Below are 15594 nucleotides of genomic sequence, written 5' to 3'. Positions count from 1 at the left end.
GAATCTTATCCATCAAAGCATTACTTACTTTTAATTAAGCATCAATACCTTCGCATTTAACACCCATATTGCGAGCTGTTCCAGCAACAATCTTCATTGCAGCTTCAAGATCATTCGCATTCAAATCAGGCATCTTGTATTCAGCGATTTCTTTTAACTTATCAGCACTTAATGTAGCAACAGTCTGTTTTGAATCACTAGCTGCTTTCTTTAAATTACATGCCTTCTTAATTAATTCTGATGCCGGGCTAGTCTTACATACAAAGTCAAAGCTCTTATCTTCATAAACAGTTAAGACAACAGGTACTGTTTCACCAGCACGTTCCTTAGTCTGATCATTGAAAGCTGTACAAAACTTTGGCATCTGAATACCGGCACCTGCTAATGCAGGACCCGGTTTAGCTCCACCAGCCGGAAATTGAATCTTCATCACTCTTACAACTTTTTTGCTCACGCGACACACCTCCTATTAAATTTTGTTCGCGCCGTGGTACAAAAGAACATAGTCCTCCCACGCCTAGATACATCCGTATCGACAACATTATATATGATTATTTATAAAATGCAATAATAAAGTTAAAAAAACACTCTTCTTCTTAAAGATAAAAGTAAAACATAAAAAATTCAGATAAAACATTCTCTCTACCTGACTGTGATAACTTAAAAATCTCCTTTAAAGAAGATTCAATTTATTTTTATCTCCAAATAAAGTATCAATAACATTATTTTGCAAAGAATAGATAAAAAAAGATAGATGATTCATCATCTATCTAAACTTCTACTTTTTCCATACTGATCAAATCAGTATCAACAGGTGTTAAATTACCAAAGAATTCTACAAGAACAACTCCTGTTTCTTTTTCTTTATCAATAGAATCAACTTTTCCGGTCTTACCGGCAAACGGGCCGGAAAGAAGCTTAACTTCATCACCAATATCAAAGTTAATCTCAACAGCTGAAGTATGAATACCCATCTTCTTTAAAATAGGATCTATTTCATGTTTGGCAAGAGGGAACGGCTTAGCACCACCTCCACTTGAGCCAATAAATCCGGTAACACCCGGAGTATTTCTAACAACATACCAGGCCTCATCTGTCATAATCATCTCTACTAAAACATAACCGGGCCAGATGTTTTTCTCCTTATTAACTTTCTTACCATCTTTAATTTCAGTTTCTATATGAGTAGGAATCAAAATATTAAATACAAGATCTTGTAATCCCATAGATTCAATTCTTTTCTCAAGATTATCTTTTACTTTGTTTTCATGTCCGGAATATGTATTAACAACATACCACATTCTGCCTTCATCATTCATGTCTGCCATTTTAATTCATCCCCAATGCTTTCAATATAAATGCAATAATAGCATCACTTGCATAAAAAAATACGCCAAGAACAATAGTAAATAATAAGACTACCCCTGCATCAACAGCAAGCTCTTTTCCTCTAGGCCAATGAACATTCTTTAATTCATCTCTAATACCTCTTAAAGAGAACCATTCTTTAAACTTTAAAGGATTCTGATCAATAGTATCTTCCATATATTTTTTTCTCTCAAGTTTTTTTGCTTTACGCAGTTCACGACGTTCTTGTTTTCTTTTCTCTTTTAATTCTTTCTTTTCATTTGCATCCATGAAGAGTCCTCCTATTTAGATTCTCTATGAAGAGTATGTTTATTACATCTCTTACAATACTTATTAATTTCTAATCTCTTTACATTTGTACGTTTATTCTTATAAGTCGAATAATTACGTGACAGGCATTCTGTACATACTAATATTACTTTCTCTCTCAAGCCTATCACCTCTTTCGCTTTCTTAATTTATCATAATATATAAACCTAGTCAAATTGATTTTATATCACTGTACGTATCTTTTTTAAAATCCGATAATTCAGGTTATAAACAGTCTTCAGATTAACCTGCAATTCATCAGCAATCTCATTTGGCTTATATCCTAATATAAACATATGAAAAACTTGTTTTTCTCTATAATTCAAATGATTTAAAACATAATTTCCTAATTTATCAAAAACTTCTTTTAATTCAGACTGAATATCAGGAACATAATCAGTATGCCCATCAGGGACAATATCCAAAAGAGTCCGCTGATCAGCTTTCGACAAACTGGCATCTAAAGAATCATAAAAACTTCGTGTCTGATCATCTCTTAACGCCGTCATTAGCTTATTTGAAATACAAACTCTAATAAAAGTCGAAAAACTTGCTTCACGATCCTCTCGATAAGAATAGAGAGCTTTATCAAAACAAATCATTCCTATTTGAATAAGATCATCAGAATTAACTGATCCTAAACGATAATGATATGATTTTCTTACCATTTTCTTAACAATATGATAGTACCTCTGACATAATTCATAATACGCCATCTTATTGCCGGTTTTTACTAAATATATTAATTCCATCGTATTGTCTTCAAACATAAATACTCCTCCTGCTTATAGAGGATGACGTGAATTATAAACCTGGTAAAGTAATACTCCTGCTGCTACTGAAGCATTCAATGAGTTAACATGCCCTTTCATTGGTAAAACAACCTTAAAATCACATTTAGATTTCACCAATCTTGAAATCCCGGATCCCTCAGACCCGATTACAACTACTACAGGCATATTAAAATCTATACAGCGATAATCCTCTGATTCCTCATTTTCACAGCCAACAATCCAAAACCCTTGCTTCTTTAAGTCTTCCAAACATCTTGCCAAATTAGTCACCTGAGCCACTTTCACATAATCAATAGCTCCTGTTGATACCTTTGCAACTGTAGATGTCAGATTAACACTTCTATTCTTACCAATAATCACTCCATCAACATTCATTGCATCACATGTACGTAAAATCGCTCCTAGATTATGTGGGTCTTCTAAACCATCCAACATCACTAATAAAGGGTATTTATCATGAATTTTTTCAAGCATTTGCTCAATTGTCGAATACCCATAGGATTCAATGACTGCGATGACTCCCTGATGATTACCGCCAGATGTTAAAGTATTAAATTCTTTTTTATCTTCACTCACCCTATACTTTATTTTTATTTTTTTAGCAAGCATAATTAAATCATCATTTCTGCTTCCTTTTAAGAAAACAAGCTCACTAATATTTTTATTATTTCTTAGCAGTTCACGAACAGTATTTCTTCCATAGATCCATTGTTTCATAGTGATATCACCTTATATCTCATCTTTCTCTATAATCTCTTTATATTTTTCAAATATTTCCTTTATTCTGGTCTTATTATTCTCTAAATATAAAGTACCTATTAATGCCTCGAACCCTGAAGAATGATTATGATTAATCACATTCTTGATACGTCTGGTCTTGGTATTACGTCCTCTTCTATAAACATCTATCTCTCTTTCAGTCAGGAAACCTTGTGCTAAAGTTTTTTTGATAAAAAGAGCCTGTGCATCAGCACTGACATAAGAAACTGAAGCTTTCTGAAGAGCATGTGAATTCTGAATATTCTTTTCTAAAATCAGATATTCTCTTACATAGACCTCAAATACAGCATCCCCTAAATAGGCAAGAGTCAAAGCATTCATTAATTCAGGTTTCATTAAAGAATTCCTCTCTGCATCAATTTTGATCTTAATCGATCCGCCTCTTCAAAATTCTTCTCTTTCTTATAATTATTCCACTGATTATATATGTTAATATCTTCATCACTTAATACAGGTGTTTTAAAATTAAATCCTATTAAATCAGTCATTTGCATCAATGTTTCATACTCATTAGAAATCATTTCATTATCTTTTTCTTTAGTGCGCATAATCTGATTCAATACCTTCACTTCTTCTAATATAAGAGTTAAAGCAAGTGATGTATTCAAGTCATCTGACAAAGCATCAGCTATCTTATCTATTTTTTCCTTTAAAACAATACCTTTTTTAACCCTTTCAGTCTGTAAATATAAAGATGCTGCCTTTACTACATTTTCAACTTTAGTCGTCTCTTTCTTTACATTATTAAGAACTTCATCAGTAAAGTTTAAAGGATTTCGATAATGAGTAGAAAGCATAAGCCATTTATAAACATTAATACCAAGCTTCAAAAGTAAATCTTTTGCCCATAGCACATTACCTAAAGATTTACTCATCTTCTCTCCATTAATATTTATCATCTGATTATGAACCCAATAATTTGCCAGGTGATCTCCATTATAGGCTTCACTTTGAGCTATTTCATTTTCATGATGAGGAAACTTTAAATCATGACCTCCGCCATGAATATCAATCTTTGATTCTTTAAAAATATCATTAATCATAACCACACATTCTGTATGCCATCCGGGTCTTCCTTTTGACCATGGTGATTCAAATCGAATCCCTTCATCTGTTTTTTTCCATAACACAAAATCTAATAAGCTTTCCTTCTTAGCATCATCACTGCTTTCTGTACGTCGACTGGCTCCTTCAATAAGATCCTCTATTCTAATACCGGATAAATGACCGTAATCTTTAATTTTAGGTACTCTAAAATAAACATCACCATCTACCTGATAAGCATATCCTTTATCAATCAATGATTGAATAAATTCAATAATCTTATCCATAGTCTGAGTTACTCTCGGTGTATAAGTGGGAGCTTTTATATTTAAGCCATTTCTAACATCCTCATATGCCTTAATATACTTATCCGTTAATTCTTTCTCTGTAATACCTTCTTCTTTTGCCTGTTTAATGATCTTATCATCAACATCAGTATAGTTAGAAACAAAAATTACCTCATTCCCATAATATTCTAAGACACGTCTTAAAACATCAAAAACAATCATTGGTCTGGTATTGCCAACATGCACATAATTATAAACAGTTGGTCCACATACATAAATACTTACCATATGATCATGAATAGGAATAAACTCTTCTTTCTTATTTGTATATGTATTAAATAATCTCATAAGCCTCTCCTCATATAATAAAAAAAGCTATTATGAAAGACGTTCCACTTTCATAAAGCCACAATACTTTTAACGCAAGTCCGACGTCTCTTCTTTTAAAAGAGCTCAAGCAAGGGGCATCCTAGTATTCCTAATTAAGTCCTTTTCACCAAACTGACTCTCGCTAATAATTCCTTCTACTATTCATTCCTGCTTCTAATTTATCTAACTATACCAAATAATAATCTTTCATTCAAGTAAAACAGATCATTCTCAAAAAACTAAAGAAAAAATTCGGGCATTTGACCGAATTTATTATGACTGCTCCATAGCTTTTTATCTGAAATTCGAGAAACAGCTTTTTTCCGTTTTATACTTTTTTCTTAATATTCTTTAACACAATTAAGCTGATTATTGATAAGCCGATCAGCGTTATATAAACAAATAGCTTATTACTATCTCCTGTTTTAGGTGATGGTTTCTTTACTCCAGATGATTCTAACTGCTGTTTTTTATTCACAATAGTATATCCATCTTTTTCAGAACCTTTTACTTCCACCATATAAAATTCATTATTTAGCTTAATTTTTCCAAACTTTTCGCCAACTTCTTTTACTGTATATTTATAAGGATTGCCATAATCATCTGTTATATCTAACTTTTCCCATTTATGAGTAAGATTGTTTGCAGATAACTCTACTGCTTTTCCAAGTGGCTGATTGTTTCTGTATAACTGAATTTTAATAGCTGAAGGTGCACTAACTATCTTACCTTGGCTATCTTTCTATATTTTTTCTACATTTATATCGGTAGTTTTCTTTTTGTTTTCTATCTTGTATTCTTTACCTTCAATATCATTATCTGATACTGTAAATTCTTTTTTTATTGGATCATTAACATCAAATTCAATCCGGTTTGGAGCTTTATTTTCTCTCATAATATATGTTGCTGCTCTTAATCCTTTGATATTAGCAATTCCATCTTTATCTGTTGTTAGTGTGATAGATTTTCCTTTATTTACAAAAGTATTATTTTCTTTTACCTCTATATCGCGATTATCTTTTCTTTCAAGAATAAACTCTACCACTTTGATTGGTATATTTTTATTTTCAATCTTCTTAATAATTTTTAATTCACCTGATTTTCTACAACTCTTATTCCATTACCGCCTAATTTTACATTAACCGGAAAATGCTATCCTTGCCTGATCTCTGTTCTATCAACAAATAAATCACTAATAATATTTTTGTGCATGCACTGTTTTATTCATTCCTGCTATCCCTATGAAACTGCTTAATGCCATTAATAACATTAAAAGAATAAAACCGGTTTTTTGTATTTTATTTTTCACTATTCATTTCGCCTTTACTCTGTTATCTTTGTTTTTCTGTTCTTTAACAAATAAAGATATTCTATAGATAATTCGCTTACCATAGCCATATAACATAGTCTAATTAACTTAAAATATCATAAAATTATATTCTGTCAATTATAATTGCAATACATTCGCATTTTAGAATAAAAGAGTTTTAGCTATAATCGATCAAGAAACATATTTTATTGTATAGTGCTCCTTCATGAAGTTTCCAAACTCCAAACATATAAATATTATTCCCTAACTAAAACATATTACTTTGATCATTACTGCATATTTATCATAATTTTTTACTAAGCCATTGTAAAAACAGAATGATTTGATTTAAAAACACAAAAACAATACTCAATTTTTTTAACTTTAAATCTCATATTCATATAAAAAAGCAGATTCCGAGTGTCTTCCGAAAAAGTCCTCAGAATCAGCCTTTTTTGTTTTCTAAACATGAGTCTGATAAATTCAATTTAATATAGTAATGCATTAAATACATTAATGTATTCATCGCTTGAACGATCCCAGTCAAGCTTAGCCTTCATAGCTCTTTGTACCATCCGATCCCAAGCTTCTTTATTATTGTAATAAACACTTAAAGCATAATCAATAGTATGCTCCATTTCATGAGCATTGTAATTAGCAAAACTAAAGCCGGTGCCTGTATCTTCATATTCATTATAAGGCTCTACTGAATCTTTTAATCCGCCGGTTTCCCTAACAATAGGTATTGTCCCATAACGTAATGACATCATCTGTGATAAACCGCATGGTTCAAATAACGAAGGCATCAAAAACATATCACAAGAAGCATAAATACGACAGCTTAAGCCAAAATCATATTTTAATTGTAGACTAATTTTCGGATTATCAATACCTGCTATTTGTTTAAGAGGTTCTTCATATTTTGCATCTCCGGCCCCCAAAATAACAAGCTGAACTTCTTTCTTAAGCAATTCTTCAAGCCTGTTAATAATAAGATCTAAGCCTTTCTGCCATGTCAGTCTTGTTACTATTCCGATTAAAGCAACATCAGGATTCTCCGGTAATCCGACCTCTCTTTGTAAAGCAAGCTTATTTTCCATTTTCTTAGCTTTAACATTAGAAACATCAAAGTTAACAGCAATATTTGGATCAGTAGCCGGATCATTTACATCATAATCAATACCATTTAAAATACCGAATAAATCATGCCTTCTCATATTAAGAATAGACTGCAGTCCTTCACCATAAGCATCTGTCAATATCTCATTGGCATAAGTAGGTGAAACAGTCGTAATAATATCACTATAAACAATAGCAGCCTTCATCATATTCATACATCCGTCATTACGACAGTTACCGTTATAATAAAGATAATTATCTAATCCAAATAAATCCTGAAGCAAATTAGGATCACATTTTCCCTGATAGGCAATATTATGAATAGTAAAAGTAATCTTTACATCTCCATAAAAATCATAATAGCAATATCTCTCTTTATATAACGGTGCAATCATAGCTGCCTGCCAATCATGAAGAGACAGAATATCAGGCATAATATCTAAACGAGAAAGACATTCTAAAACCGCAAAATCATAGAATGCAAATCTCTCATAGTCATCATCATAGCCATAAAGTCCAGGTCTTCTGAAATATTGCTCATTATCTACAAAATAATAAGTTACGCCTTCATAAACGGCTTTAAAAACACCACAATAGCATCTTCTCCAGCCAACCCAAAGATAAAAATTAGTGACATACTCTAATGTATCAGAAAGCTTAATATCTTCATATTTTGGCAAAAAAACATAACATTCATGTCCTTTTTTAGCTAATTCTTTTGGCAAAGACCCCAATACATCAGCCAACCCTCCGGATTTAATATAAGGAAGTGCTTCACCTCCTGCAAAGGCAATTCTCATCAAACAATATCTCCTTCTTTAATAAAAGTCGGGCTCTTTGAATCACCGATAAGAGTCTTAATATTTTTAACTCTGGCTTCTTTATCCACAATAACATTTTCAACATGAGCACCCGGATCAATGACTGAATCAGACAGAATAATACTATTTTTAACAATAGCTCCCTTACCAATCTTTACATTACGTCCTAAAATACTATGCTCTACCGTTCCATCCACAATAACACCGTTTGCTATAAATGCACTTACCACTTTTGCATCATCAAGATACTTAGTTGGCGGTGTATCATTAGTGTTAGTAAATATAGGCCAATTAGATTTAAAGACCTGAGTAGAATTCTCAAGAGACAGGAAGCCCATTGAAACTTCATAATATGATTCATAAGAATTAATTGCTTTCGCAAATCCTTTATAATCATAAATATTAATACTTCTTTCATTGACGCTGTATGCAAGCATATCACGAAGATCAAAGAAAGCAGAAATTTTCTGAGCATCCTTTAAGAACTTAGCAAATACCTTAGCAGAGAAAACATATGTTTCTAAAGATACAACTCTGTTTTTAGCAGTTCCCATATTCTTCTCAATGCCGACAACCTCTCTCGTATCACTATCTATCTTAATATAATCTCCACCAATAAACTCTTCATGTGCATTCTTTGTTTTCATTGCAACAATAGTAATATCCTTACCTGAAGCAATATGATTTTCAACAAGTTCGCTATAATCCATAGTTGTTACAATATGATTCGGTGCCACAACAACATAATCCGGATTCTCTTTTTCAAAGAACTTAATATTTTCAAGAATATTATTAATATCATGATTATACATCGTATTAACATGCTTCTCATTATAAAGCAGATTAATACCGCCATTTTTAGAATTAAAATTCCATGCATTTCCATTACTCATATGCTTTAATAAAGATCTTGGCTTCTCTTTAATTAAAACACCAACACTATCAATCATTGAATTAGAAAAATTCGATAATACAAAATCAATAATGCCATAACGACCCAGGAAGCTGACTGAAGCAACTGGTCTTTTCTCTGTTAATCCATTAAGCGATACATCTGAATGTAAATTGACATATCCGATTACTTTATTAGCCATTTCTTCATCCTCCCTACTTTATATTTTTCGCAACAAGTGCGACCTCTTTGGCATCTTTATTTACAACGGCACCGGCTTTAACAGTAATGCCTTCATCAACAATAGATTTATAAACTTCAGCACCTTCCTCAACTAAAACTCCCGGCATTAAAACTGAATCAATAACTTTTGCATTCTTTCCCACTGATACATTATTAAATAAGACAGATCCCTGAACAGTTCCATCAATAATACATCCTTGATTAATCATAGAATGTTTAACAGAAGCATTCTCACCAAGAAGCTGCGGCTTACTTAAAGTATCTTCAGAATAAATTTTCCAATCCTTCTTAGTATTATAAAGATCCAACTGACGATCATCTAATAAATCCATATTTGCTTCCCATAGACTATCTACTGTTCCGACATCTTTCCAATAGCCTTTAAATTCATAAGCAAATAAACGCTTATTGTCAGCAAGCATATCCGGAATAATATTCATGCCGAAATCATGTTTACTGTCTTTTTTCTTAGCATCAGCTATTAGATATTTCCTTAATTCTTTATAAGTAAAAATATAAATACCCATAGATGCCAGTGTAGACTTCGGCTCTGCCGGCTTCTCTTCAAACTCATAAATAGATAAATCTTCATTTGTATTCATGATCCCAAAGCGGCTTGCTTCTTTTTTAGATACATTTAAAACTGCAACCGTTAAGTCAGCATTCTTTTCTTTATGTGCAGCCAGCATTTCCGTATAATCCATTTTATAAATATGATCACCTGATAAAATAAGAACATATTCAGGATCATACTGATCCAAGAAACTGATATTCTGATAAATAGCATCAGCGGTTCCTGCATACCATGTAGCGCCTACTTCACCTCTCTCACGAGCCGGTAAAATAGCTGCCAATGAGTTATTTCCATCAAGACCCCACTTGCTTCCTGCACCTACATATGCTCCTAATAAAACTGACTCATACTGTGTCAGTACACCAACAATATCAATGCCCGAATTTGCACAATTACTTAAAGGAAAATCGATAATACGATATTTTCCCCCAAAATATACAGCTGGTTTAGCGACTTTAGCAGTCAATTCTTTTAAACGTGTTCCACGTCCGCCGGCAAGAATCATTGCTACTAACTCTTTTCCCATATTTTATCTCCTCCTTCTATATGTAATCGCTTTCTATGTTTCTATTTTATCATAATAAAGAGAGGAGTCATAGTAAAATTTTCTCTTTTTTATTTTTCTTTTAATTTATTTGTATATCTAAAAAACAGGAGAAGAAATAAACTCATTTTCCCTCCTGTTTTTGTATTAATTTTCTAACTGCTGAAATAAAATGCAATGATCCTGTAATAAGAATTTCATCATATTTCAGATAGGCGGTTTTAATAGCCTCCTGATAATCCTTAATATATTTCATATGATCGCCCATTACATGATCTTTCAGTTCCACGCTTCTTTCATCCTGAAAAGATGTAAGAATGACAGGATAAGGTGTCAAATCAAGAAGCTCTATCATCTCAATATCATCTTTGTCTTTTAAACATGCAAAAATAACTGCTAAATTTTCATGAGGCTGTGAAGTAATAGATTTCATTAAAGCTGCTAATCCGGGCTTATTATGTGCTCCATCAAGAATAATCTTTTTTCCTTTATATTTCATGACTTCAAAACGTCCGGCCCAATGTGTATTTTCAATAGCTGATATCGTTTTCTGGGAATTCAATTTAATAAACTGATTACATATGGTTAAAGCTAATCTGGCATTAGAAACCTGATAAATGCCTTGATCAATGAGCTTAAAGCACATATCGCGATAATAAAACTCATATGGATAGTGAGTAACCAGATATTCCGGTACAACAACCATTTTTGTTTCCATAACATCACATTGTTCTTGCAGACGTGCTAAAAAGGTACCGCTTGTCTCACTGGTAACAAATGTCTGGTGAGGCTTAATAATACCCATTTTCTCATTAATAACATCATAAATGCTAGGTCCAATCAGATTCAGATGATCATCTCCAATATTAGTAATAGCCGACAAAATAGGATCAATTACATTTGTCTTATCATTAAGTCCGCCAATACCGCATTCAATAATCCGATAATCCAAAGGCAGAGAAGAAAAATAATCAAGCATAATTAATACATCTATCTCAAACATCGATAAATGCTTCTCTTTAATAGTCTGATAATGTTTATTAATATAAAATAATAAATCTTCATCACTGATTGGCTGATCATCTATCCGAATACGATCATTATGACTGACTATATAAGGTGAAGTAAAGGTACCTGTTTTATAACCATGCGCATTTAAGATGGCTCTAATATAATTTACTGTTGATCCTTTCCCATTAGTCCCTGCAATATGAATCATATTCTTTTGTTTCATAGGAATATGCAAATGTCTTAAAATCTGTCTAAACTCATCTACAGTATGCTTAGATCTCTGTGATTCAATATATTGTATGGCTTCATTAATATTCTTAAACACTATTTAATCCTCCAGTCAATCGGATCAATACCCCGACTTTCTAAAAAAGCATTAGTTTTAGAAAAAGGTCTACTTCCAAAAAAGCCTCTGGACGCACTTAAGGGTGAAGGATGTGCACTTTTAACAACAAAATGTTTTGTTGTATCTATCATCTCTTCTTTATTTTGCGCCTGTCTGCCCCACAAAATAAATACCAGTGGCTTATCTCTTTGATTCATTGCTTCAATAATATGATCAGTAAAAATTTCCCAGCCCTGCATCTTATGAGAATTTGCAAGTCCTTCCTGAACAGTTAAAACAGTATTAAGAAGTAATACTCCCTGTCTTGCCCAGTCGCTTAAATCACCATGTGAAGGAATATCTATTCCAACATCATCATGAGCTTCTTTATAAATATTTCTTAATGATGGAGGAATTATAACACCTTTATTTACCGAAAAGGCTAATCCGTTAGCCTGATGCAGTTCATGATAAGGATCCTGCCCTATAACAACAACTTTGATATCTTCATAATCACAGAAATTAAAAGCATGAAAAATCATTTTATAAGGCGGAAAAACAGTATATGATGCATATTGTTCATCTACAAAGCTATGTAATCTCCGATAATATTCTTGCTTGCTTTCTTGTTCTATAATCTCTCTAAATGTCTTCATGATAAATGAACTTTCTAATAAGTTCTGCAACAACTCCTTCATTATTATTTGCCTTAGTAGTATAATCACAGGCCTTCTTAACATCTTCAACCGCATTACCGGCTGCAACAGATAAGCCGGCCATATCAAGCATAGTTAAATCATTATAGTTATCTCCAACAGCTATAGTTTCCTCAATAGAACATCCTAATTTTTGAGCCAGATTTTTTAAGCCGGCTCCTTTATCAACACCTAAAGCATTAAATTCCATATAACGATTACTAGAATAACTAACTGAAACACACCCATCTGTAATATCTTTCAACTGATCTTCCAAACTCATCAGATAAGGAACATCAATATTCTGATATAGTATTTTAGCAATAGGTTCATCCTTTAAAAAATCAACACTATCTTCATCAGGATAAATAGCTTGAAGCTTCTGATGCTTGATACGCTCTCTTTCACTCTCACTTAAATGATAGATATATAATACGGTATTTGTATAAACATGTATACAGACATCCTGTTTTAATCCAAATTCAAATAATTCTTTCATCTTATTAAAATCTAAGCCATGCCAGTCAATCAAATGATAATCTTTATTCTCAGTTAAAGCCCCGCCATTAAAAGAAAGAACATATTCATCTTTTTGCTTATCAAGACCCAACTGCCGTAATTCAGGAAGAATCTGCATATATCCCCTGCCTGTTGCCGGCACAAATTTAATATTATGTTCTTTTCTTGCTTTCTGAATCCAGTAAATATTACTTTCAGGTACAATATGATCATCATTGAGTAAAGTCTCATCAAGATCACAGGCAATTAATTTATAGTTCATTTGTTGTCTCCTGTAAAATAAATTTTTCAATCACTTCTTTAACAGCACCATCTCCATAATCATGTCTGCATACATAATCACTGATGGCTTTAACATCATCACGACTACTTCTTACACAGCATCCAAGCCCTGCTTCTTTGATCATAGACACATCATTATAATTATCACCAATGGCGATAGTTTCACTCTCTTTAATTCCTAAATAATGACAAAGCCAATGTAATCCTACACCCTTATTAACTCCTTTTGCATTCATTTCAATATAACGATTACTTGAAAAAGCAAATGAAACATTTTCAAAAACAGTCTCCATCCGATTTTTTAATTTCATCAAAAAATCCATATCTCTCTTCATAAAAAGTATTTTAGCAATCTGATCACCCTTAAGAAAAGACATATCATAATTTTCTATTATCTTAAATGGAGCTTTCTGAGCAGTTTTTCTCTCCACTTCATCACTATCTGCATGAAAGATATAACAACAATCTAAAGTAAATATCAATACACAAACATCCAAAGATCTTCCATATTCAAATAATTTGGAACACAGATCATAATCCAGACCGTTAAAATAGATAATATTCTGATCCTTATGTTCAACAATCAAAGCACCATTAAAACAGATAGAATATTCATCTTCTTGATTATATGTTCCCAGCTCTTCTAAAATTTCAGGAATCATATTAAAAGCTCTCCCTGTAGCAACCGCAAACTTAACTCCTTTTTTCCTTGCCCGGGATATTGCATTTCTATTAAAATCAGGAACATGATGATTAACCAGTAAGGTTTCATCTAAATCAGATAATATCAGTTTGTACATATTTATTGCTCCTTATTACCATCAGGCAGTACAACCGCTTTTTCTCCATCTTTAGAAAAAATATAATGATCTCTTGCATACCTGACAATATAATCATCTTCTTCTAATTCTTTAACCTCTTTATTTAAAGAAGCCTTTTCCTTAACCAGCTTTTGCCGCTGTTTTTCTAATACTGCAAGCTCTTGTTTACGATGATGAATTCTTATCACCTGTGAAACAACACTAAAAATAAGACCACATGAAACAGCAATCGCAATTAAAGATAATATTACATTATATCTGAGTTTCTTCTTTTTCATAATCTTCCTCTTTCTTTATTTCTTCTATAATCTCATAAAGACTGTCTGCTTCTTCTTTTAAAACATGCTCTTTCAAACACAATACTTTCACTTTAAGTATACTTCTGCCAAAAGCAATTTCAATAATGTCGCCTTCTTTTAATTTTGTAGAAGGCTTAGCTGTCTTATCATTAACCTTAACCCGACTTGCCTGACTAATTTCTTTAGAAAGCGTCCTTCTTTTTATAATTCTTGATACTTTTAAAAATTTATCTAAACGCATACCAATCCCCTATTTAAAATATCTATTTGTGAATATAAACATAATATCCTGTTCTTTAAAATAATCAAAGTCTTTCTGATTCTTTATTGTCCATGCACCTACCATAATATTATGTTCTTTAAAATACCGAATTTCATCTCTTGTTAAATCTGTATATCTGGCATGAATACCATTTAAATGATATTTAACAATCATTTGCTTATACCATGGATAATCATAATCAGATATCAGTGCACAATAAGAATCAGGCAATAATTTCTTTATTAAAAGCATTTGTTCTAAAGACGTTGAAGAAAAATAAATCTGTTCCAGAACATCGAATGTTTTTACCATTTCTACTGTCTTTTCAACAGTTAAATTTAATACATTCTCTTTAATTTCCAAATTAGCAATCTTGCCGGATTCCTTTACCAACATCAACAGTTCTTCTAAAGTAGGTATTGTTGCCTTAATCTTAAATTTACCATGAAAATCATACTGCCTAAGATCAGAATAATTATAATCCTTCAAATATCCCTTTCCATTGCTTGTACGATTAATCTTATAATCATGCAGCAAGACCAGCTTGCCATCTTTTGTCTGCTGAATATCCGTTTCTATCCCATCATAATCCTTCTCCAAAGCATATCTAAAAGCTATAATAGTATTTTCAGGAAAACAGTCGCTATATCCTCGATGAGCCAGCTGATACATAGAAATCCCCCATTTCAATGATCATTATACTACAAATATTTAAAAACTCGAATATATTTCTGGATAATAAAATAGAACAATAAATTATAAAAGTCAAATACACGAACTACTATAAGAGTTATAAACAAATAATATGAAACGTCATCACTCTCTGTTATTGTTAGAAAATATTTGGATTAACGAACTCTATTTATTTTACTTATGTACAAGTTTAGCCTCAATATTATTAATCATTCAGTATATATAAAAAGAGGT

General features: G+C 32.0%; 20 protein-coding genes and 1 pseudogene. All 21 read right to left on the bottom strand.

Annotated features, from left to right (window positions below; genetic code table 11):
- Positions 1 to 34: 34 nt before the first annotated feature.
- The gene (gene rplK / locus HMPREF9943_RS06965; RefSeq protein ID WP_004803392.1) at positions 35 to 454 is read right to left on the bottom strand and encodes a 50S ribosomal protein L11; all 420 of its coding nucleotides are present in this window, start codon (positions 452 to 454) and stop codon (positions 35 to 37) included.
- 316 nt (positions 455 to 770) lie between these two features.
- A complete protein-coding gene (gene nusG, locus HMPREF9943_RS06960) occupies positions 771 to 1328 on the bottom strand; it encodes a transcription termination/antitermination protein NusG (protein ID WP_004803390.1) in 558 nt (185 codons plus the stop codon).
- Position 1329: 1 nt separating this feature from the next.
- Positions 1330 to 1638 (bottom strand): preprotein translocase subunit SecE, encoded by a 309-nt coding sequence (gene secE, locus HMPREF9943_RS06955; protein ID WP_004803389.1) that lies wholly within the window; start codon positions 1636 to 1638, stop codon positions 1330 to 1332.
- 11 nt (positions 1639 to 1649) lie between these two features.
- On the bottom strand, positions 1650 to 1799 hold the full coding sequence (gene rpmG, locus HMPREF9943_RS09940; protein WP_081602245.1) for a 50S ribosomal protein L33: 150 nt from the start codon (positions 1797 to 1799) through the stop codon (positions 1650 to 1652).
- 60 nt (positions 1800 to 1859) lie between these two features.
- Entirely contained in the window at positions 1860 to 2447 is a 588-nt protein-coding gene (locus tag HMPREF9943_RS09740; RefSeq protein ID WP_004803388.1) for a sigma-70 family RNA polymerase sigma factor, read from the bottom strand.
- A 15-nt stretch (positions 2448 to 2462) separates the two neighbouring features.
- Positions 2463 to 3188, bottom strand: a complete 726-nt coding sequence (rlmB, locus tag HMPREF9943_RS06945) for a 23S rRNA (guanosine(2251)-2'-O)-methyltransferase RlmB (protein WP_004803387.1) — start codon at positions 3186 to 3188, stop codon at positions 2463 to 2465.
- A 12-nt stretch (positions 3189 to 3200) separates the two neighbouring features.
- Positions 3201 to 3587, bottom strand: a complete 387-nt coding sequence (locus HMPREF9943_RS06940; protein WP_004803386.1) for a Mini-ribonuclease 3 — start codon at positions 3585 to 3587, stop codon at positions 3201 to 3203.
- Positions 3587 to 4930, bottom strand: coding sequence for a cysteine--tRNA ligase (cysS, locus tag HMPREF9943_RS06935; protein WP_004803385.1), 1344 nt, complete (start codon positions 4928 to 4930; stop codon positions 3587 to 3589). The genes HMPREF9943_RS06940 and cysS overlap by 1 nt, the downstream gene beginning before the upstream one ends.
- Before the next feature lie 349 nt (positions 4931 to 5279).
- On the bottom strand, positions 5280 to 5429 hold the full coding sequence (locus tag HMPREF9943_RS10440) for a sortase B protein-sorting domain-containing protein (protein WP_338032735.1): 150 nt from the start codon (positions 5427 to 5429) through the stop codon (positions 5280 to 5282).
- A 3-nt stretch (positions 5430 to 5432) separates the two neighbouring features.
- A pseudogene (locus HMPREF9943_RS10435) lies at positions 5433 to 5681 on the bottom strand (Cna B-type domain-containing protein); the annotation flags it as partial.
- A gap of 12 nt (positions 5682 to 5693) precedes the next feature.
- Complete coding sequence (locus HMPREF9943_RS06925; RefSeq protein ID WP_425244743.1) at positions 5694 to 6032, bottom strand: prealbumin-like fold domain-containing protein; 339 nt, start codon at positions 6030 to 6032, stop codon at positions 5694 to 5696.
- Between the two features lie 716 nt (positions 6033 to 6748).
- Positions 6749 to 8179 carry a glycogen synthase GlgA gene (glgA, locus tag HMPREF9943_RS06920; protein WP_004803382.1) on the bottom strand — a complete coding sequence of 477 codons (1431 nt, stop codon included), beginning with the start codon at positions 8177 to 8179 and terminating at the stop codon, positions 6749 to 6751.
- Positions 8179 to 9294, bottom strand: a complete 1116-nt coding sequence (gene glgD, locus HMPREF9943_RS06915) for a glucose-1-phosphate adenylyltransferase subunit GlgD (protein ID WP_004803381.1) — start codon at positions 9292 to 9294, stop codon at positions 8179 to 8181. The genes glgA and glgD overlap by 1 nt, the downstream gene beginning before the upstream one ends.
- 13 nt (positions 9295 to 9307) lie before the next feature.
- Positions 9308 to 10435 (bottom strand): glucose-1-phosphate adenylyltransferase, encoded by a 1128-nt coding sequence (locus HMPREF9943_RS06910; RefSeq protein WP_004803380.1) that lies wholly within the window; start codon positions 10433 to 10435, stop codon positions 9308 to 9310.
- A 142-nt stretch (positions 10436 to 10577) separates the two neighbouring features.
- Positions 10578 to 11789: a bifunctional folylpolyglutamate synthase/dihydrofolate synthase gene (locus tag HMPREF9943_RS06905; RefSeq protein WP_004803379.1), complete on the bottom strand. Its 1212-nt coding sequence runs from the start codon at positions 11787 to 11789 to the stop codon at positions 10578 to 10580.
- A complete protein-coding gene (locus HMPREF9943_RS06900; protein WP_026624551.1) occupies positions 11789 to 12445 on the bottom strand; it encodes a uracil-DNA glycosylase in 657 nt (218 codons plus the stop codon). Before HMPREF9943_RS06900 ends, HMPREF9943_RS06905 begins: the two co-directional genes overlap by 1 nt.
- The gene (locus HMPREF9943_RS06895) at positions 12432 to 13265 is read right to left on the bottom strand and encodes a Cof-type HAD-IIB family hydrolase (RefSeq protein WP_004803377.1); all 834 of its coding nucleotides are present in this window, start codon (positions 13263 to 13265) and stop codon (positions 12432 to 12434) included. The genes HMPREF9943_RS06900 and HMPREF9943_RS06895 overlap by 14 nt, the downstream gene beginning before the upstream one ends.
- Positions 13255 to 14085, bottom strand: coding sequence for a Cof-type HAD-IIB family hydrolase (locus HMPREF9943_RS06890; protein ID WP_004803375.1), 831 nt, complete (start codon positions 14083 to 14085; stop codon positions 13255 to 13257). The genes HMPREF9943_RS06895 and HMPREF9943_RS06890 overlap by 11 nt, the downstream gene beginning before the upstream one ends.
- Positions 14086 to 14087: 2 nt before the next feature.
- A complete protein-coding gene (locus HMPREF9943_RS06885) occupies positions 14088 to 14384 on the bottom strand; it encodes an FtsB family cell division protein (RefSeq protein WP_004803373.1) in 297 nt (98 codons plus the stop codon).
- Complete coding sequence (locus HMPREF9943_RS06880; protein ID WP_004803370.1) at positions 14359 to 14646, bottom strand: RNA-binding S4 domain-containing protein; 288 nt, start codon at positions 14644 to 14646, stop codon at positions 14359 to 14361. Before HMPREF9943_RS06880 ends, HMPREF9943_RS06885 begins: the two co-directional genes overlap by 26 nt.
- A 9-nt stretch (positions 14647 to 14655) precedes the next feature.
- The gene (locus HMPREF9943_RS06875; RefSeq protein WP_004803367.1) at positions 14656 to 15339 is read right to left on the bottom strand and encodes a glycerophosphodiester phosphodiesterase family protein; all 684 of its coding nucleotides are present in this window, start codon (positions 15337 to 15339) and stop codon (positions 14656 to 14658) included.
- Positions 15340 to 15594: the final 255 nt, after the last annotated feature.

This window comes from Eggerthia catenaformis OT 569 = DSM 20559, assembly GCF_000340375.1.
GTDB classification, from domain to species: domain Bacteria; phylum Bacillota_I; class Bacilli_A; order Erysipelotrichales; family Coprobacillaceae; genus Eggerthia; species Eggerthia catenaformis.
Note: the sequence above shows the minus strand (reverse complement) of the source record. Positions and strands in the feature narration are given on the sequence as shown.